The organism is Escherichia sp. WS1450 (assembly GCF_046487395.1).
Classification (GTDB): Bacteria; Pseudomonadota; Gammaproteobacteria; order Enterobacterales; family Enterobacteriaceae; genus Escherichia; species Escherichia coli.
The window spans coordinates 61,800-80,677 of record NZ_JBJQJO010000022.1 but is presented as its reverse complement, the minus strand read 5'-3'; the positions used below and the strand labels follow the sequence as shown (position 1 = coordinate 80,677).

Annotated in this window: 15 protein-coding genes and 5 tRNA genes; 19 read left to right on the top strand and 1 reads right to left on the bottom strand. The window is 48.9% G+C overall.

The features are described from left to right. The 5 genes from ACJHYR_RS21230 to ACJHYR_RS21210 all read left to right on the top strand — a co-directional run bounded on the left by ACJHYR_RS21230 (nucleotide 1) and on the right by ACJHYR_RS21210 (nucleotide 3,706). Nucleotides 1-999 carry a hypothetical protein gene (locus ACJHYR_RS21230; RefSeq protein WP_021551762.1) on the top strand — a complete coding sequence of 333 codons (999 nt, stop codon included), beginning with the start codon at nucleotides 1-3 and terminating at the stop codon, nucleotides 997-999. Nucleotides 1,000-1,198: 199 nt separating this feature from the next. After that, the gene (locus tag ACJHYR_RS21225; RefSeq protein ID WP_114213057.1) at nucleotides 1,199-2,161 is read left to right on the top strand and encodes a lytic replication protein; all 963 of its coding nucleotides are present in this window, start codon (nucleotides 1,199-1,201) and stop codon (nucleotides 2,159-2,161) included. 416 nt (nucleotides 2,162-2,577) lie between these two features. After that, nucleotides 2,578-2,802, top strand: coding sequence for a host cell division inhibitor Icd-like protein (locus tag ACJHYR_RS21220; RefSeq protein ID WP_000245715.1), 225 nt, complete (start codon nucleotides 2,578-2,580; stop codon nucleotides 2,800-2,802). After that, entirely contained in the window at nucleotides 2,802-3,509 is a 708-nt protein-coding gene (locus tag ACJHYR_RS21215; protein WP_114213056.1) for a Rha family transcriptional regulator, read from the top strand. Before ACJHYR_RS21220 ends, ACJHYR_RS21215 begins: the two co-directional genes overlap by 1 nt. Continuing rightward, a complete protein-coding gene (locus ACJHYR_RS21210) occupies nucleotides 3,509-3,706 on the top strand; it encodes a hypothetical protein (RefSeq protein WP_029701823.1) in 198 nt (65 codons plus the stop codon). Before ACJHYR_RS21215 ends, ACJHYR_RS21210 begins: the two co-directional genes overlap by 1 nt. 31 nt (nucleotides 3,707-3,737) lie before the next feature. Here ACJHYR_RS21210 and ACJHYR_RS21205 read toward each other — a convergent pair whose 3' ends face one another. After that, on the bottom strand, nucleotides 3,738-4,223 hold the full coding sequence (locus ACJHYR_RS21205; protein ID WP_032152862.1) for a TIGR02594 family protein: 486 nt from the start codon (nucleotides 4,221-4,223) through the stop codon (nucleotides 3,738-3,740). A 193-nt stretch (nucleotides 4,224-4,416) separates the two neighbouring features. On the opposite strand from ACJHYR_RS21205, the gene ACJHYR_RS21200 reads away from it, so the two are divergent. The 14 genes from ACJHYR_RS21200 (at nucleotide 4,417) to ACJHYR_RS21135 (ending at nucleotide 18,853) form a co-directional block, all read left to right on the top strand. Then, the gene (locus ACJHYR_RS21200; RefSeq protein ID WP_029701827.1) at nucleotides 4,417-4,914 is read left to right on the top strand and encodes a carboxypeptidase-like regulatory domain-containing protein; all 498 of its coding nucleotides are present in this window, start codon (nucleotides 4,417-4,419) and stop codon (nucleotides 4,912-4,914) included. Nucleotides 4,915-5,025: 111 nt separating this feature from the next. Beyond that, a complete protein-coding gene (locus tag ACJHYR_RS21195; RefSeq protein ID WP_410233144.1) occupies nucleotides 5,026-11,862 on the top strand; it encodes an SNF2-related protein in 6,837 nt (2,278 codons plus the stop codon). Between the two features lie 36 nt (nucleotides 11,863-11,898). Further along, nucleotides 11,899-12,333, top strand: a complete 435-nt coding sequence (locus ACJHYR_RS21190; protein WP_021551769.1) for a hypothetical protein — start codon at nucleotides 11,899-11,901, stop codon at nucleotides 12,331-12,333. Between the two features lie 2 nt (nucleotides 12,334-12,335). Next, entirely contained in the window at nucleotides 12,336-12,596 is a 261-nt protein-coding gene (locus ACJHYR_RS21185; protein ID WP_021551770.1) for a hypothetical protein, read from the top strand. Nucleotides 12,597-12,785: 189 nt separating this feature from the next. Continuing rightward, a complete protein-coding gene (locus ACJHYR_RS21180) occupies nucleotides 12,786-13,229 on the top strand; it encodes a VRR-NUC domain-containing protein (protein ID WP_323135195.1) in 444 nt (147 codons plus the stop codon). 632 nt (nucleotides 13,230-13,861) lie between these two features. Next, a complete protein-coding gene (locus tag ACJHYR_RS21175; protein ID WP_016262433.1) occupies nucleotides 13,862-15,070 on the top strand; it encodes a hypothetical protein in 1,209 nt (402 codons plus the stop codon). Nucleotides 15,071-16,415: 1,345 nt separating this feature from the next. Further along, nucleotides 16,416-16,492 (top strand) — tRNA-Arg (locus ACJHYR_RS21170). 5 nt (nucleotides 16,493-16,497) lie between these two features. After that, a tRNA-Tyr gene (locus ACJHYR_RS21165) sits at nucleotides 16,498-16,584 on the top strand. A gap of 4 nt (nucleotides 16,585-16,588) precedes the next feature. Further along, a tRNA-Thr gene (locus ACJHYR_RS21160) sits at nucleotides 16,589-16,664 on the top strand. Between the two features lie 188 nt (nucleotides 16,665-16,852). Continuing rightward, nucleotides 16,853-16,939 (top strand) — tRNA-Ser (locus ACJHYR_RS21155). A 288-nt stretch (nucleotides 16,940-17,227) separates the two neighbouring features. Next, nucleotides 17,228-17,359: a hypothetical protein gene (locus ACJHYR_RS21150; RefSeq protein WP_255097511.1), complete on the top strand. Its 132-nt coding sequence runs from the start codon at nucleotides 17,228-17,230 to the stop codon at nucleotides 17,357-17,359. A gap of 9 nt (nucleotides 17,360-17,368) precedes the next feature. Continuing rightward, a tRNA-Ile gene (locus tag ACJHYR_RS21145) sits at nucleotides 17,369-17,444 on the top strand. 453 nt (nucleotides 17,445-17,897) lie between these two features. After that, nucleotides 17,898-18,473, top strand: a complete 576-nt coding sequence (locus ACJHYR_RS21140; protein ID WP_021551771.1) for an MW1434 family type I TA system toxin — start codon at nucleotides 17,898-17,900, stop codon at nucleotides 18,471-18,473. Between the two features lie 194 nt (nucleotides 18,474-18,667). Further along, nucleotides 18,668-18,853 carry a hypothetical protein gene (locus ACJHYR_RS21135; protein WP_024191202.1) on the top strand — a complete coding sequence of 62 codons (186 nt, stop codon included), beginning with the start codon at nucleotides 18,668-18,670 and terminating at the stop codon, nucleotides 18,851-18,853. Nucleotides 18,854-18,878 lie beyond the last annotated feature (25 nt).

Below are 18,878 nucleotides of genomic sequence, written 5' to 3'. Positions count from 1 at the left end.
ATGCAATCACTGAATACCGTTACGGATCGCTTCTCCCTGGTAGAGAAAATCCGCAAACACACACCTCAGAACAATCGCAATTACGTTATCCAGTCGGTACGAGACACATTCAACTCGCCAGAAACAAAAGAGCGTATCGCACTGGGTGAGATGTATGGTTATTACGGTCATGGTCGCCGGGCGATGCACTATAACAAAACGAAAAGCCTGGACTTGCCGGAAGTCTCTGTTGTGATGGTAGATGGGAAGCCTGTTGTATTGGAGAACGTGCCGTCAAACAGGACTATCGACATTTCAATTGACGACAACGGCATTGTTACCCATACACAGGAAATACTGGATACGGACACCGGACGTATTGTTCAGGGTATGATTAATTCTGGCGCAGGTGGTTGGTCATGGGCTACATCTGGTCCAGATTACTCTGTATCCCTGGTAAAGTCTTTTCACGGTTTTGATTACGTAACTGTGCCTAACTATATCAGCCTCGACAAGAAAAGCCTGATGCTTGAATCAGCAGAAGAACGCGACGCGGCGATTCATGCGGCACTTATCGAACAAGGTTTTACCGATAATGCTGCTACGGATCTGGTTCACCACTTTTCAGCAATGAAGAGTCAGCAAGCCATATTCGAATCAGCACAACGTGAAGTTCTGGAGTCGGAACTGATACATCTTGAAGTGGAAAATATGCAGCTTCGCGACAAACTACGCGACCAGGCCGCGATGATGGAAAGCCAGGGGGAGAACGCGAAGAAATGCCGCCGTATTTTGCGTGATGCTATCCAGGAAATGCCTGTTTTTATCAGCGCAGAACAGCGCCGGGCGCTCTGCCGTATGCAGTCAGAGGATGATGCACGCATTGTCGCGGCGATGCTTGAATCCCTGGGGGCTAATGCCACTTATGGTCTGCCAATATCAGCCAATAAACAACAAGAAATACCGGTGAAAGAGAACAAGACGGTGACTCCGCTGATCTTTGTGTCTAAGAGGATGTGAGCTAAAAGCTAGCTTAATTTTCTAACACAGTGTGTTTTTATACACTGTTGATCCGACGGCACGTGATCGAGTAGGATCGCGGTCACTGCTCCGGTAGCGACTGCCAAAAAAAGCAAAAGCCGCTGAGTAGCGGCTTTTGGGTGTATAAATCCACTGGCATAGATTTATACGGTAGATAGATTTTTCACGGAACTATCTGGTGAGTATTTTAAATTCAGTTTCAGTTACTTTCAACACTTCTGAGTATAAAAACAACACTGAATACCACAAAAAAATCAAAGGTCATCAGTTGAGTTTTTTTGCTCGTCATAGCGGTTTTCTTTCCCCTTCACATAGCGCCATTATTGCCGAGTTCGCCAACCTGGCAGGAGCTACCGATGAATACATGATCCGTCGCTCATATGCGGATATGTCCGAGATTACAGGACGCAGTATTTCTACTGTGCGCCGGGCATTTGCCGAAGCGACGAAGTGCGGAATGCTTGTTAAGCAGCATCAGGTAGCGAATAACAATGCTCAGGTGTGTAACGTGTACCGGTTTACAACACAATTTCTCCACTTCATTCATGTAGCAATGGAGATAGGGAGTAAGCAGGGCATCAAATTTGCCAACGCCACAAAACTGGTTAAGCAGTTGATTTCAAAGGTTCGTTATTTTTTTGAAACTGGGAACCCCCTGTTCAAATTGAACAAGTCCCCCCATGTTCAAAATGAACAGCCAATAGAAAATAAGAGTCACTCTATAGCCAAAAGAAGAGAAAGATCATGCGCGGTTCAGCCAAAGGCTTCACCAGCAGATAGTTCTCAAGCGGATAATGGGGGGCTGGATAAAAAACCAGTAATCAGGGAAGAACATAGCAACCACTGCCTGGCGGCGGCAAAAGCGAGAGCTGCAAAGCGTCGTTCAGATGAGGGGCACGCAAAACGGCAGGCTCTGTATCGTACCGCTGAAAAGCTGGCAAAAAAATTTGCATGGATACGTAGTGCCGCTACAGCAGTGAATAAGCCTAAACAATCCAGTGCCCTGGATTTCTCAATGGATTATTCTGGCTCCCAGGGGTGTGCAACCATTGGTGAAGCCTTTGACCTGATGAAACAGCGTGGCTATCGGTCTGAATTTGACCGGGAAGACTGGTCAATTCCGGAGGGCTTTCGGGGATGATGTTGCGATTGACTGTACAATAACCGTGCGGCGGGAATTTCACCGCTCGAAAATGTATGTTAGAAAATTAAATTGATGTTTCTAATCAAGAATGTATGATTTATATCGTCACTAAAAAACAGCATCTGATAAAAATTCTGTTGATCTTTCTAATGTTCAGGCTTATATTCATGCCGTCGTAGCAAATTCTGCGACCGGGTTTAGCAGCCTGAATGTTAGTGCGGACAACCGCAGATATCCGATATTGCGGTATTTTTGTGTCCGTAAAACCGCGTTACGCCCAAATTATGGTGGGGCGTGATGGGGAGGCTTCGGCCTGCTGGTTTCACTAACGCCAGTCTGCTAACCCCGTCACGTCCTGCCACCTGTTTAGCAGCGGGTAGCAGGTTGTTAAACCTGTTAGTGAGGCCGTAACTATGGTTAATGCCAATCCTTGCTCACGTCCAGAATTCATCTGGCGTTTTCACTCCCTGCAAAAACACTGCGATCACTTCGCAATTGCCGCAACTGAAAAAGAAGCCCGTTCTCTGATCCCTGATCAGTATGGCGTTCTCACTGGTCGTTTCTCTACTTCCCCACAACCAAACACCAATCCCTGGTATCGCAATATTACCAATCCCGGCATTGCGGAGGCTCACTGATGGATATCTGCATTCTCGAAAAGCCATCAATGACCAGCATTGAGATCGCGGAGCTGGTGGGAAAACGTCATGACAATGTGAAACGCACTATTGAGACATTAGACAAAGGTGGCGTTATTGTTCGTCCTCAAATTGAGGTTTTCGAAAAAATCAATAACTTAGGACTACGACGTAGTGTTGAGGCTTACGTCTTCGAAGGCGAGCAAAGCAAGCGCGATAGCATTATCGTCGTCGCGCAGCTCTCTCCCGAATTCACCGCCCGGCTGGTGGACCGCTGGCGCGAACTGGAAGAACAAGTACGCCAGCCGTTGACCGAAATAGAGATGATCGCTGCAATGGCTGCAAATGCAGTTCAGCAGCAAAAGCGGCTTCATGTTGTTGAGTCAAAGGTTAGCCAGGTTGCTGAAACCGTCGAGCAGATCAAGAAGGGCAACATGCCAGAAGGTTACATTGGCTATCGCCAGTTAGCGGCGAAATGTGGCCTGACTGAAGCCAAATGCCGTAACCTGGTCAACGCTTACCGGATTCCCACAGATACGCATGAGTTTTTGACGCCAGAGGGGGTATTGTCGCGTCGTACTATTGTGGCCTTATCTCCCTTCATGAATGCCTTTACCCTGATGATGTCGGAGGCTGAACACCGAGGAAAACGCTGGTATCACCCAAGGATGGGACAATTCCAGGTGATCGGTTGGGGAGGCGAGTGATGGACATCATGCAGGCGGTAAAAAAAATCAGGGAAGGACAGGCTGAAGTGTGCCGCCGTAAAGCATGGAGTGTTGGTATATGGATCTGGCCTGATAATTGCTCTACTACCGGATGGTTTTGTATTAATGGATGCCAGATCCGGGAAGTCGATTTATCGACGGCGGATGCAGTCGGTAATGATTGGATCGTAACTTGAAGTGTGATGCCCCGGCCTGGCCGGGGCTTTTTCATGCCTCATTAGTTGAGGTTGCTGCGTCGCCGACAGGTAACAGAGCTGTATTGCGTGGTTCGCCAGCAGGCCAGCGATAGCCAGACACTCTTGATGTTGGGAATGCGCGAATATTAACAGCATCCCCCTGGTTCCCACCCAAGACAAGCAGATCGCCATTGGCGCGGCGTCCGACAACAAAGCCTACATGCCCACCGCCTGCGCGAGTAAATACAACGATACATCCGTATGCCGGTGTATCTAATTTCTCGCCCCAATCCAGATAGGATTTTGCCGACTCAAATCTTGTTGAGCGGATGCCTACACGTTCCAGCATTGCACCGACAAATGCTGCGCACCACGGCGTTTCATCGTCTTTAATTCCACCGCGCTTAATATCCCGCCAGAACTGGACGATCTCAGGATTGTGTTTCGCTCCTTTTATTTCGGTGACTCCAATATTTTTACGGGCTTCAATAAGCCAGCGAGGTTCATTATTGATCATAATCATGCTCCGAATGAAAAAAGAGCAATAACTATGTTGAGAATGTGATTTCTATTACACCAAACATTATTAAACGGCATTCATCTTTAACTTTATTCAATGTATTATCTAACAGAAAAGTTAAGTTGCGCTAAGTTAATGATAACACTGGTTATTATTGGTTTGCGTTATTTATTTGAGAAAAGAGAAAGTTATGAAAAAAGCAATATTAGCGACTATTGTTTGTGCATTTGCATTATCAGGATGCGCTCCGGTTCAGACATACAACAAGCCTCAGCAAGTAAAACAGTTTGTTAAACGCCCAGCATTCCCTGTAGAGGAATATCAGGCATTGCCGAAAAAAGGCACAGGTAAGGTTAAGGGGGAATTATTTGGAGTAACTCGCGGAGGGGATGTGAAGATTGGTGCTGGCTCCAATATCATACTGCGTCCGTATACTTCATATATCAAAAATACCCCCAAAATTGATTACGACACTCAGACCTTAGAAATAATCGACGGCAGGGTTGCGGAATATGACAGAACTGTCCTGACTGATGCTCAAGGCAAATTTGAGTTCGAAAACGTACCACCAGGCCAGTATGAAGTGATTGGTTCGTTCAGTTGGTATGCTGGAAATTTCCCGCAAATCGTTCTTCTGAACAAAATCATTACCGTTAAGAACGGTGATGTTATCCAGGTTCAACCATGATCCCCTTTTGAGTAAGAACCTTCGGGGTGTGATTCTGCGAAATTAACACACTCCATACCCTCTCAAACCGTGCCGCTTAAGGCGGATTTAACGGTTTTGAGGGGGCTTCCTTTGGACAAAATAATTGATTCAATTAGCCAGGCCACCAGCATTGGGGCGCTGATTGAAATTGTTAGTCGGTTGCATAAACCGCGAGCTGTAGTGACCTTTGGCGTTAAGAAAGTCGATGGCGTCAGTATTCAGAAAACACGCCGGGCAGCAAACAACGCCGCAGTAAATCTTCTTAATTCCCTTCCGCCTGGCTTCGATGGGGCGAAATTAACTGACGAACAGCGCCAGATTCTTGCCGGGTATACCGGTGAAGGCGGCCTGACAGATGGTGAGGGCAGCCAATACGAATACTATACGCCACAGTTTATGGCAGAAGGTATATGGGATCTCTTCGGCGACTACGGTATTGATAGCGGTCACGTACTGGAACCGTCAGCAGGCACAGGTATTTTCCAGGAGACAAAACGGCAGGGCATGATAATGACCAGCGCCGAACTGTCTCCGATCTCCGGTCGAATAAACCAGCTTTTGCACCCGGAAGATGATGTGAATATCGGGGCGTTTGAGGCGCTGGCGGCGAAAGATGCAATGTATGACCACGCAGTTGGTAACGTACCGTTTGGCGAAGGGCGTTCCGGCGTCGCCGGGCTTGATCCGGCATATGCAAACGAGAAGAACGTTGGCAATTATTTTGTGCTGCGCACGATCGACAAGGTTAAGCCTGGTGGACTAATTGTATTGGTGGTGCCGAATGGCATGACCGATGGTACGAAATACAAAAAATTGCGCGATAAAGTCAGCCGTAAAGCGGAATTTTTGGGCGCGCATCGTATGCCTTCTGGTACGTTCAGCGAATCCGGTACAGATACCGTGGTGGACGTATGGGTATTGCGTAAACACCCGGAAACCTTCCTGGAGATGATCCCCGACACGGATGATGCAACGCTCAAATCGGCAAACGTCCTTTGGGATACCTTCCTCAAAGGGAAATGGTTTACAACCGAAGGGAAGCGATTTGTTTACGGCGACATGGAACGCACCAGCTTCCGCAATACCCTGGTGGTGAAAAAGGACGGTCGTGTATCCAATGAGTCGATGAAAACCGCGTTATCACGCCGCTTTGAAAGCCGTATTAATTGGGATTTGCTCGGAGTAACTACCCAGGCATGGCAGGGCGCAAAAGTAGGGGATAAGCGTCTTGTAGGCGGTATCTGGCATGAGTTTGATGGCCTGAAATGGGTTAAGGACACGACAACCAAATCCTCCGCGCTTGATGTAAGTCGATATGGTGTTTCGACGTTTGGCGATCTGCAGATCGCGTTCCAGTCAACAAACGGGATTCTGGCTTTGTCATGGGACCAGATATCGGCGATCGCGTCCGACTATCCATCGGTTGTCAGTGATGAAGTGGCAGCAATGATTCGCTTTGCTGGCAAACAGCGAGAAAAAGACAGGGAGCGCGTTATGCGCGGTGCGTTGATAGGGCAGTTGATCAACAAGGCACTTGATTTGCGTAACCTGGGGGTGAACGTTGATGACAAACTGGCAGATGCATCCCGCCTGGCGGCAGCAGAAGTTGCGAAGTATGGACCACCGCACGCGATTAAGCTGAATGGGCTTGCTGAAGCTGGCGCTAAAAACTGGATGACGTTCACTGGCAATGTGAAACAGGATGGTTCCACTTCTGACCTTCTGGCAGGGCGACTTGATGTAACGGATGGTGCTGCCGGTATTGACTTTACACGTCCGGAACAAGTGATAGCACATCTTTTCAGTGATGTAGCCCTTAATCCTATAACGCTGGGCGACTTTCGTGAGGCGTTTGCTGGTGAACTGCCAGAGGACGACGACGCGGCCCTTGAATACCTGGCGAAATTTGATGATATCGCTATTGATGGGTATGGCTGCCTGCTACCGATGGACCGCGCCACCAGCGGCGATATTGTAACCAAAACAGCATTGCTGGTGGGCTGGCGTGATGCATCAACAGGTGAGCAGAAAGCGAACTTTGAGCGTCAGTTGGCGAAAATCGAAGAGAAACGCATTTTCACGCCACTAAATAAAGTCACCGTTAATCTGAACGCCCGCTGGCTGGATCGCCGCTTGATAAAAGAGTTCCTGGCAGAGCAGGGCTATGACGAGTTTAAGTACACAGAACCTGATCTGAAGATCGTCGATGGCATTCTGGTATCTCCGGACGATTACGAAGGTAAGGACGGGGTATTTACCGGCTATCAGCTACGAACCGTAAACGGCAAAAACGGGAATGAGTTCAAGAAGGCCAACAATAAAGACGGCTTCCTGAACCAGTTAGAAAACTACCTGAACGGTGTTAAACCGCGTGGGCAGAACGCTAACGAGTACCTGGATAAAATTGCTCAACTGGAAGTTAGCTTTAACGACTGGTTACGCACCCACCCGCAGGCGGATCAGATAGCCCGTGACTATAACGACGCATTCAATGGCTTCATTCCGTTCACGCACTCTAACGCACCGCTTGGCCTGGAAGGGATTAGTGGAAAGCGCATTCCTCTGACTTATCAGAATGAAGAAGTTCGTCGCTTGTCAGAAGATGGGCGCGGCATCATGGGATTTGGTACCGGGCTGGGTAAAACCACGACCGCGCTTGCGCTTGAGGCGTATAACTTCGAAACAGGTCGTACTAAACGCACGTGTATTGTTGTTCCGAAGGCGGTTTATCAGAACTGGTATCACGAGGCACAGAGCTTCTACAGTGCTGATGCCTTCGCCAATATGATGTTTATCGGTCTGGATGAAGTTCGTGATGACAGCGGAAATATTCTGACCGCTCCGGTGCTTGATGAAAATGGCGAACCCCGCCTCGACAGTAACGGGCAGCCTCTTACCAGAAATGTTGTGAAAGAGTCCGCCAGCGCCGTTATCGTTCAGCGCATGAACATGATCCCGTCGTCAAATTGGCGAACGGTCATCATGACAAAAGAACAATTCGCGTCTATCCCGCTACGAGAAAAAACCATCGAGGAGAACTCACAGCAAGCTGTCTTTAATGCTGTGGAAATGGGGCGTCTTGACCTGGCGTCTGGTAAACATCGTGATGCGCAGAAGAAGAACAAGATTAAGGATCAGGCCGCGAATACCGGTACAACGAAGAAGCAGAATATCCCGTACTTTGAGGATATGAACTTCGATAGCGTGATTGCCGACGAGGGGCATAACTACCGCAACTCCTTTAATGCCGGGCGTGAAGCGGGACAACTGGCATATTTGCCTAACCCGGCAGTATCCAAGATGGCCCGCGACATGGCTGTAAAAGCTGCGTACATGATGAAACGCAACAACGGGCGTGGTGTAGTCATGCTGACGGCAACACCGCTGGTGAACAGTCCGATTGATGCCTTCAACATGCTGTCTACAGTCATTCCGCAGGAAGAGTGGATGCGCATGGGCATCATTACGCCTGATGATTTCGTTCGTGTGTTTGGTAAAACAGCCACAGTTCAGGTCCAGAAAATTTCCGGGGAAGTGGAAGAGAAGCAGGGGCTGGTTGGCTTCCAGAACCTTGATGGCCTGCGTGGTATTTTCCATCGCTGGACTACTCTGAAGACTGCTGCGGACGTCGGGGCGACGGTTAAAATCCCTGATATTGTCGAGAATACCTTGCAGATCCCGATGACAGGGGAGCAGGAGGCTGCTTATGAAGAGCTTCGTAAGCGTGCACAGGAGTTAAGTAGTAAAGATGCGCTGACGGTTGATGAAAACGGGCATATCACAAACGAAAAACCGGATGATTTCATCTTCTCCATCATCCGCGACATGGATAAGGTTGCTATAGATCCGGATCTGTATGCCAGTGCGATTACATTCCAGTTCCCCGTTGAGCTTGCAGACAAGGTAAAAGCTATTGCTGATGCCCTGCCAAAAGTAGCTGGCGGTAAAGTGGCAGATGATGCAGACGAGGCCGAAGAAGACGGCGCTGGTGGGCTGGTTAGTACGCGCACCAGTAAGGTAGTGAAGACCACCTTTAGTGAACATCCGGCGCATGTTGAAATACGTGCCAGCATTGAACTGGAAGCTGAAATACTGAAGGCCATTGCTGCCGCCGGGATTGATATGCAGCAGGTATCACACCCAATCCCGCCGAAGTATGCCGCGCTGATCGAAAACCTTCGTGAAGGTCTGAAGAACGGTAAACAAATTGTCTTCATTGATGAAAAAGCCCAGCACCAGAAGCTGCGCCGTATTATCGCCAGTGCACTGCAAATGCCGGAGCAAGAGATAGGCATTATCAATGCGACGACCGTTAGCCAGGCTGGCGGCATCAAGCTGAAGAAGGTGAATAAGCCGACTGAACCTACTCCGAATAAAAACGGTGAATACAAAGAAGGGGCATGGGAAACCTACTACAGCAAACTTGCCCAATATGAGGATTATCTCTCAGCTAAAAATGATGCTGGCCTTGAGGGTATGGAAGGCATTGCCGCCGACTATAACGAAGGGCGCACGCGCATAATTATCTGTAACAAGAAGGCTGAAGTAGGTATTAACCTGCATATCGGGACAACCGATATCCACCACCTGACACTACCCTGGACACCAGCCAGTATCGACCAACGAAATGGGCGCGGTGCGCGCGTAGGTTCACCGCAAGAGAAGGTCAATGTTCACTACTATTGTGGCAAAGGCACATTCGACGACTTCCGTCTGGATACGCTGAAACGTAAGAAAGACTGGATCAAGATGGTGATGACCTCCGACATGTCAGAGATCGCCAATGGTGATGCGGATGATGCTGATGAACGCGCCATTATGCTGGCGGCAAACCCGGAAGAACGCCGCGCAATCATGGCTCGCCAGGCGCAAGAGCGTGAAGAACGTCTGAAACTGAAAGCACAGCGCGAGGCCAACAATGCTCTCGATATCTACCTGAAAGCGGCAAACGCCGCTGGAAAAGATATCGGCATGATGGAGACAGAACTGAAAAGCGCGATGGAACAGATAGAGTATTACCAGCGAAATCTTGACGACCTGATAAAAGCAGGTACGAACAGGAATGGGCAAAAATTCGCGCTTGAGCAGTTGAGTAGCTACAGAAAACGTGCGCGGGTGCTGCGGTTTGCGATCTCCAGGGCAAAAGACGCGGATACCATAATGAAACGCTCTCGTGGTGATGTGGAGCGCGCTATTAAGTCTGGTGTGCTGGATATCAGTATCGATGTTATTCAGAACCCACAGGAATATATGCGCACTGACAAGAATATCCTGTTGCATAAAGGTAGTTATTACCGTGCAGTCATTGATGATCGCGAAACAACAGCGATTGTCCGGGTGGAAAAAATTGACGGTGAAAAAGCACAATACCTCTGCCGTATCGCCTGGCTGGATAGAGCAAGTCGTTACGCTCGATCACCGGGGTCAATCGTTACATTGCCGTTTGACTCTGTGATTGAAGCGGTAACTTTTGAAGAGGGGGTAGCTGAATCGCGCGCAACGGCTGCGCGTGGTGTTCAGTGCCACCAGCTATCAACAATACTTACTCGCGATCAGTTCTATGATGCTATTCGCAATGGGGTAATGAATGTTATTGCTGGTAAACCTGGTAATGCATGGGGCGGTGGGTCAGCTATTAAATACTGGGCATATCGCACAGATGATGGTCAGATCGCGCTGTCATCGGCCTATGATGGCGTGATAGGCCAAAAAATCGGGCGAGCATCGGATATAGCACCTGAACGATGGATATATCCAGATGGCAACGATGAGGCGCTGAAGCGTGAAGTGGCAAAAATACAAGCCAGTGATAACCCGCTGAATATCGTGGACGGCGAGGGATTCCTCCAGGCATTGTATGGGTATGATTACATCCAGGGAATGCAGGCATGGGGCGCACAGGCAACGATGGATGATGTTGTCCAGGAGTTCGAAAACTGGATGGCTGGGCGTGGTCTGTCAGGTCGTTCGCTTAATAAAGTCACTTCTGAAGATATTCTTAGCTTGTTCCGCAAACCGTCCGGAGAAGGTCTGGAATCATTCTGGAGGACCGTGCTGGCATACCGTTTATTCAAGGGCAGAATGAAAGCCTTTAGCAATATCGATGATATTGAACGGATGTTTAATCAGGTCAAGATCGCCAAAATTAAGACGAAGATCGAAAAAACACGTTCTGCGCTGGTGGCCTGGCGCGATGCATTGTTTGAGCAATATAAATCACTCAGTGATGCAGATGGATGGGCGGCATTGGAACAGTTGGCGAATAATGGGGTAGATGGAGCGAAACTCGCCATAGTCCAGGCTGATAACCCCCTGGAATCACCGGCAGCACAGTGGATTAAGGTGGGGGCTGTCATCAATGCATTTGATGAAAAACACATTAGTAAGGACGATTTTGCTGATGCTGTTTCTGTTAATCGCCTGGTAGAAATGGCTACCCGCCGCGCCCGTGAGTTGAAAGACGGTGACTATGTGAATGAGTTGCCGGATGCGCTCAAATCAGCAACGTGGCAAGACTATGTATCGCTGAAAAACGGCGGGGCCACCGAATCAGAGATCGCGGAAAGGCTTGAACAGGCTGAAAGCAAAAGAGAAGAGCAGGCGGCAGTGGCTGAAGCAAGAGCTGATGAAGCGGCGAATGATGACTATATCATTGTGGTTAATGATAAGCCGATTCGCGCTAAGGCGCGTGTTCGCGGGCGCTGGTGGAGTGTCAGCGAGGACGTCGGTGCGGTTTATCTCATTGCCGACCAACCTGGTTCCTCGACAATACGGAACGCCAAAGACGCGATTAAGAAGATTGGCGGGCGTTTCTGGAATTTTGAAGCAAACCCGGTTGCTGATGTGAACTTTGACCGTCCTGCATGGATGGTGTCTACGCGTTACTCGTTAGATGAACTGCGTAAAATAATCGCCGATGCGGCCTAACAGATAAGGAGCGGCCCCAACCGGGGCCGAATTTGAATGACGACATTAATTGACACTGTAAAACCGACGGAATCCTACCTTGAGGACATTTTGCCGCAGGCGCTCAATGGCAGGAGTGAAGAGGCGTTTCTGGATGCATATCTGGATGGCATGGCGGAAAGGCTGAAAAGAGATCCACAGCTTTATCATCTTTATGGGCCGTGGTGGCCTGCGCTTAAAACGTTATTGCTGGAGCGTGGCGACATATCATTTGGACAAGTTGTAGATAGTGATGTGGCAGAAATCTACAAAATGAGTCGCCCGGCGCTTACGGTTTTAGCCGGGCATCTGTATTCGAGCGATCGCCTGGAAAATGACGCGGTATACAATCCCGTTCATGCTCTGGAAGTCGCGCCTTATGCTGATGATACAGAGCCATACGTATACACAAGTTACGACGAGTCTATAGAGAAATATCGAATCGTGGGGTAGCCATGCGGAAGAATCGTAGGTTTACGATCGACGACTTAAAAGCGTACTCACAAGGGAAGGGATACGCCCTTGAATACCACCGTTATAAGCGGGTATTTACCCTGCGGCATATAGAAAACCCTTCGAAATGGGGATGGATTTATTTTCCGCACACTGACGATAAGCTGGTGGGACTTGTTGATGATTTATCCTATGAAGGATGGATGATTGCTATCGACAAGGCGGTTACGGAAATTAACGAACCTGATAAAATAAACCATTAAAAATAACAAGTTGGGTAAATGACATACAATTTACCCGGCTTGTTGACCCGCATCACCATTTACTCTAAAAACAAGTCCGACCTGTTGCATCCGCCTATCTCTTCAGTAGTATTCCCCTCGGTTTTGATAAAACTAACGCTCTTGTTATTATCGTGTTCATGATTTCAGGAAGTTTGTGTTAGAAATTTGATGCGAAGACGCAGGCATCATAGTGCGTATTCTGAAATATCCCCGCACGCTGCTGCACTGAGAGAGTTAGAAAGAAATCCTGACTTATTAAAACGGAATTACGAACATTACGAACAGGTTCGCGTTCTGGATTGGCTGTATCGCAACATGCGATACGTGTATGAGCACACACACTCAACACCGAACGGCGGCCTGAGAGGCAAAAGGACAGCCATTAAGATGGTGGCAGAAGGTCAGAAGAAGGGCTATCCGGACCTTTCTATTGACCTTGCTCGTGGTGGGTATCACGGAATGCGCATTGAGATGAAGCACGGGAGAAACCGTCTGACTCCCGAACAGCTCGTCTGGATGACTCGCCTCACGGAAGCAGGCTATTACTGCTTTGAGGCGCGCAGTGCCGATGAAGCCATAAAAGCTATCACGGAATATGTAAATCTTGATTAAACGGAGAAATCGTTTTGCGTTTACTTAACGTGGCTGAACTTATCCCTGCCGGTGCTAACGTTGTTGCTCGTCGCTGCTCATGGCCTCATTCTTTCTGTATAGAGCTTAAAAAGATGGATGATGGGGCATTAGAAGCCCGAAACATAGTTACCGGCGACAAGGTATGCATTACCCCGGAAAGCGCGAAAGCCAATGATTGGGAGTTTGTTCATTGAGCAGAAAACACCACGTAAATCTGACGTTTGCTGATGACGCCGGAAGAACCAGAAGCATAACCATGAAAGTTGCTTCCAGGAAAGTAACCGCGCCACTTATACGAGAGGCCGTAAGTGAACTTGATATGAGTGAGAATGCAGCTCTGTTATCGGTAAGCTGGCTGGGGAAAATGACGGATCAGGAATACTCGGATGGTATACCCCACGGTGAGCGGCAGATAGTAAAGCGCGCGTTTAGAATTTCAGAGGTAGTTGTCGTACTGATAGCTTTGATTTATATGGCATACATGCTACTCCAACACGTCTAAACGGTCATAAACCCGCCAGTTGGCGGGTTTTTTGTTGCCTGAGTCTTTTTATTGAAATTGCATACTAATAAAATATGTTAGAAAACTAATTTCAAGAAAGGGAACAAACATGAGTCAGCAAGTAGAATCATCAAGCCTGGAGATCATCTCAACCGCAATTGAAACGCTGCGGACACAAATCGCGCTTATACAGAAACGAAATCCGGGCGATGACCTGTCAAAGCGACTGCATGAGAGCGTCATTGCCACTACAGATAACCTGGTGGCGGAAATCAACCAGCTCCTTGATGATGGGGCAGTTGATTACAATAAGCTGGTGGATCAGTTTGAGGAATATCAGCAAGCCGTTAATGATGGCTTGATCCGTTTTTCTCAAGTCACTGGTGTATCAGCGACAGTTGAAAGCCTGGGGGATGCAGTTAATCAATTTGCCGCGAATATGCGTAATGAGATCGGCAATCTGGAGGCGCGTCTTGAGCAGGCAAATACACTGCGCAAATCTGCTGAAGTCGATTTGAGTCGTTACAAAAAAGACTATCCGCCAAGCCTGACAAAACGACTGGATGTTGCGGAGAAAGATAACCGCACGCTGAAAAGAGAGCGTCGGGAACTAAAAGAGCGTTTAACCAAGCTAAATCAGCAATGCGTTGAGTATCAAGGCGAACTCGTCACACTGCGTAAAAAGTTAGCAGCGGCGCAGAGCATTATTGAAACATTGAAACGAGAGTGCTCAGAACTTGGTCATGATCTGAATCGCGCCTGTGGCATGGGGCAAAGGCCAGAGACATTCCCGCTAATGTATGACGGAAGAGAAGCTATTGCCTATATCCATGAGTTTCCGCATGGTCTGGTCGCGGAGACTGGGCAACGTGGCGAAGCGTTGCTGACGGCAAATTACCATCAGCAAATCAGAACCAGCCGCCTGCTGACGATGGATGTGATCCCGTCAGTATGGGGAACGCCGCTTTACTACCGAATTCCTGGCTTCGAAACTGACTGGAATACCGACATAGACGAATGTCTGGCAGATAAAATTATGGCGTACCTTGAAACGGATTTTCCACGCTTGCATCGCCGGATTATGGACTCTAAGGATGCACCGATCGACGAATTGAAAATGCGTCCAGAGACGTTGGAGGCAATCAAGCAGACTGAGTTTGATACAGTGTTCAGTGTGGCCTGCATTCCAAGCAGCTTTCATGAAAGCATTCCGTTCATGCAGGGCGATCGCCGTCAGGAAATAATTGATGCTTGCCGGGTATGGGCGAACGAGTGGGATAAGAAGAACGGTGGAGTTGAAAATCTTTACGGGAAATAATGTGTTAGAAAATTAAAATTGTTTTTCTAACATATTGATTATGTAGTTAACTTAACATAGAATTTTTCGTGCTGGTGGGGAGCTTCCCATGTCGCTTGCGGGTTTGATAGTCACTTCATTGTCTTTCCCCACCAGCATCAAACAATTTTAAGTGTTAGAAAGTAAATTTTAAGGTAAGGGAAAGCTCCGGCACCGTGCAAATACATGCCCGGCAGGTTTAGTGCGTAAAGTGGTTTCAGCGAGAGCATTTTACGGAGTAAACGACAGTGACTTGAGCCACGGAAGGTCTTTTTATGGTGTTCATTGATGATGATCTGGCAGTGAGTATGTTAAGTGGGCCAGGCTGCATCGGGTCATCATCAGTGCACATCCTCAACGTTAAGGAGGCGCAGAGTTGGGTTTTCCTCTTATTTTGCTGACTCTGAGTCTCCTTAACGTTGCGGTAATGCACCTATGCGGATGTGGCCTTGCATTGTGTCTTGAAAGAATGGGGTAAGGCCGGGGATATCCCCAGGGGGAGGCACCCCCACTGCAACGAACAGCCACAGACGGCAGTCGAGTGATGGAAACGTGCAAAGACTTTAAACCTCGTTACGGCTGGCGTGGCAAACGCGACAACCGAGACAGAGCGGTGACGGGCGGAGAGAGAGCCGCTTCAAGATAAAAGCCGACTATGGATTCCTTTCTGCGGGCCTTTGAAAGTGAATCTTGCTCAGGCAGTCGGCTTTTATGTTGATACGTAGCGATAACCGCGACAGGCGCGGCGGTAAGTATGGCGGGGTTATTCCTTCCCCGTTGAGGACACCGAGTTGCCAGGTTGACCATACGCCTAAGTGGCAATACCGCGAGTGGGATATTTGCCCACCTTCGGGTGGGTGTTTTTTCAGTGTTTTCGTCATGGTTAGCGACTTTGCGGCGGTTTAGAACCCGACCATTAAAGTAAATGCAAACGATGATCTGATGATGGTAGCGGCCTAAGAAGCCTGACGCCACGGGGTATGAGTCGTCCCCCGTCAAAAAATCGACCGCAGAGTGTCCCCGTCTGTGTATTAGGGAACGGGGAGGCATAACAGGCAAGGGCGCTGGTGTGATTAACCAGATGAATGAGAAGGGTCAGGTCTTTCTGGTCAGCGCCCTTACCTGTTACGTCCCTCCCGCGTAACAGCCATTGGTTAATGGCTTTCTGGGATAATGTCTTGTAACGGGTATATCCCGTCATGCTGAAGGCGCTAATCACGCTGGAAGCCAGGGTTATGCATCCCCTGTTACCGAATTGCAGCCAGGGCGCGGTGCGCCGAAAAGCATACGGAGGTGGAAGCCCTCGCCGGAGACGTACCCGGCAAGTGATGGTGTAGCTCAGTAGGATAGAGCAGCAGCCTTCTAAGCTGTCGGTCGGTGGTTCGAATCCACCCACCATCGCCAATTTAGGGGAGTTAGTCCGTAGGGGTAGCGGGGTAGACTGTAAATCTACTGTCATTGCGACTCGGATGGTTCGACTCCATCACTCCCCACCAAATTGCCGGTTTAGCTCAGTTGGTAGAGCGCCTGCCTTGTAAGCAGGATGTCAGCGGTTCGAGTCCGTTAACCGGCACCAACACAACAGGTAAGGGTATTTTGCGACGTCGGAGATCGCCGAGCTTGGCAGAGGGTTCGAATCCCTACGAAGTACCCTTACCGTTGTGATGAATGCACAGGCTGATGTGCCGCAACTACAGTAGTGCGCGCTTTGCGGGGCTTGCTACAACCCTGTGTCGGAGTTCAGCACCGACCATCACAATCACTGGAGAGTAGGGAGCATGGTGCTCAAGCGGTCTTGAAAACCGTCCCATTGCGCAAGCGATGATGGTTCGATTCCATTACTCTCCGCCAGCGCAACGTTAAGAGTATTTGGCTAATTAAGCGAATGCCGGAAGCAGAACCGGATCACCAAATGCGTACAGGCGTCATCGCCGCCCAGTCAGCCAAATGCTCTTACCATTGCGGTGAATGCGGCTAAGCGCACGCGGAACAGTTAAAACAGTAAAGGTGGTCTTTTTACTGGCGTAACGAGAATCCATAAGTGATCCGGCGTTAATTGTTAACTGGTTAACGTCACCGGGAGGCACCCGGCACCGCAACCTAACAGCAATGGCGTTTTGTCTTAAAAGGTGGCTGCAAGTGATGGATTTTTGGGCGTTTGCCGATAAAAACCCGGAGTGGACATTATTGTTTCTGCTGGTGGTTGCATACGGGGTAGAGCAAGCGGCAAAAGCCTTACGCGGTTCTGGCAAAAAGCGTAAGCGTAATTAACAGTAATCTGGCCCTTTAGCTCAGTGGTTAGAGCGGGCGACTCATAATCGCACGGTCACCGGTTCAAGTCCGGTAGGGGCCACCACATTTGGTTGTAACACGGCGTATGGCACATGCGTCGTTAGCGGTCTGGTGTAGCTGTTAGGTACCTTTTACTAACACTGCATGGGCACACCAGGTAGCCGGAATGTGCAAGCCCCGTTCATAGCGTCGGACTGCGGATTCACCATCCTGGCGATTCGGTGTGACAGCCGGAAGAGCACGGCGTACAACAGGAAAAGGCGTTTAATTAGCGTGAGCGCCGTTTTCCGTTGTGGTAATTGCGGCTATGCGCTCGTGACGAAGCCATTTTCATTCACTACGTTCTGATAAGTGTCGTCGCCGGGCGTGGCTAACCTGGCAGGTGGAGGCACCACCGCCACAACTCCTTTCAATTCATCATATAGCCGCTCAGGCTGTAACCCTTAATTAATACGAAGTTACGACGTCACTACCGGTTCAGCCGGGGGATAGTCGCGCGTGTAAAAAAGGAGACGTTATGTTAACGGCGAACGATAACGCGTATTTAGAAGATGATCTCGTTTTGAGTGACTTTATAGGGCGACGAGAATGCTGGACGCAAAAGCGCGAGGAGCTTTATGCAGCGTTAGTTCGTAAAGGCGTCAACATCGAAACCGCACAGAACGGTGATATGACAGTGGTAAGTGTTGGACTGCACGGCGTAAGTGTGTCAGCAATCAATCATGAGCCGTACATTGCGTTATCCGAGTCGATGGTAAGGTTAGTTAAGTTCCTGAAGTACACAGAAGCGAATAACGTGCTCATCGCCAAAAAGAACATCCCGTTCTCATCGGCCTTTTACTGGATGATGAAGGGGCTTGATGCCCGGCGAACATCATGGCCTAAAGGGAGCTATATATCGATGCTCCGTGGCAGTGTTGGTAGCAAAGAAAAGCTCGTCGAATTCCTGCCGGAAGAGGCATTCGATATTGTTGAAGGTTGTGATGTGATGGTTATGCCTCGCCTGGTAATGATGAATGGGGATTTACAGGCGCAGACAGACTGGTTTGCAACTGGAGTTGATATTATCGCTACTGACTGGGAGGTTTTTTGATGTACGAGGCTACTAAATTACGCGCTGAGGATGCGATGCACATTGGTTGGGACATCATCACCTGCAAGATAACATCATGCAAGGCTACACGCACAGACGCCGGACACAAGAGCACAATATCAGGTTATGTCGTGATGTCAGTCAGGAGTGTGCGCATACGCTTCAGATGGAAAGCCTGCCAGGTTACATCATCAATGCCGCTTACCGTCGAGCAGGATTATTTATGCTTACCCGAAATAGACGGAGCGTTGCTGGTGGGCAATAGTGGTCGAAAAGCCGATTTTGAAGCCAGTCTGAAGATGGCGCAGGCGGTGATCAACAAACATAAAGGGAAGTGGGAGGCAAAAGTTAAGCATGTTGTTCGTTTATCCCGCTGGTAGTGTTAGCAAATTGATATTAATTTTC

Excerpts from the sequence above, each read along its gene's own strand:
- ACJHYR_RS21230 (WP_021551762.1), top strand. The coding sequence starts at position 1 with ATGCAATCACTGAATACCGTTACGGATCGCTTCTCCCTGGTAGAGAAA.
- ACJHYR_RS21220 (WP_000245715.1), top strand. The coding sequence starts at position 2,578 with ATGGTTAATGCCAATCCTTGCTCACGTCCAGAATTCATCTGGCGTTTT.
- ACJHYR_RS21215 (WP_114213056.1), top strand. The coding sequence starts at position 2,802 with ATGGATATCTGCATTCTCGAAAAGCCATCAATGACCAGCATTGAGATC.
- ACJHYR_RS21210 (WP_029701823.1), top strand. The coding sequence starts at position 3,509 with ATGGACATCATGCAGGCGGTAAAAAAAATCAGGGAAGGACAGGCTGAA.
- ACJHYR_RS21205 (WP_032152862.1), bottom strand. The coding sequence starts at position 4,223 with ATGATCAATAATGAACCTCGCTGGCTTATTGAAGCCCGTAAAAATATT.
- ACJHYR_RS21200 (WP_029701827.1), top strand. The coding sequence starts at position 4,417 with ATGAAAAAAGCAATATTAGCGACTATTGTTTGTGCATTTGCATTATCA.
- ACJHYR_RS21190 (WP_021551769.1), top strand. The coding sequence starts at position 11,899 with ATGACGACATTAATTGACACTGTAAAACCGACGGAATCCTACCTTGAG.
- ACJHYR_RS21185 (WP_021551770.1), top strand. The coding sequence starts at position 12,336 with ATGCGGAAGAATCGTAGGTTTACGATCGACGACTTAAAAGCGTACTCA.
- ACJHYR_RS21180 (WP_323135195.1), top strand. The coding sequence starts at position 12,786 with ATGCGAAGACGCAGGCATCATAGTGCGTATTCTGAAATATCCCCGCAC.
- ACJHYR_RS21175 (WP_016262433.1), top strand. The coding sequence starts at position 13,862 with ATGAGTCAGCAAGTAGAATCATCAAGCCTGGAGATCATCTCAACCGCA.
- ACJHYR_RS21140 (WP_021551771.1), top strand. The coding sequence starts at position 17,898 with ATGTTAACGGCGAACGATAACGCGTATTTAGAAGATGATCTCGTTTTG.
- ACJHYR_RS21135 (WP_024191202.1), top strand. The coding sequence starts at position 18,668 with ATGCCGCTTACCGTCGAGCAGGATTATTTATGCTTACCCGAAATAGAC.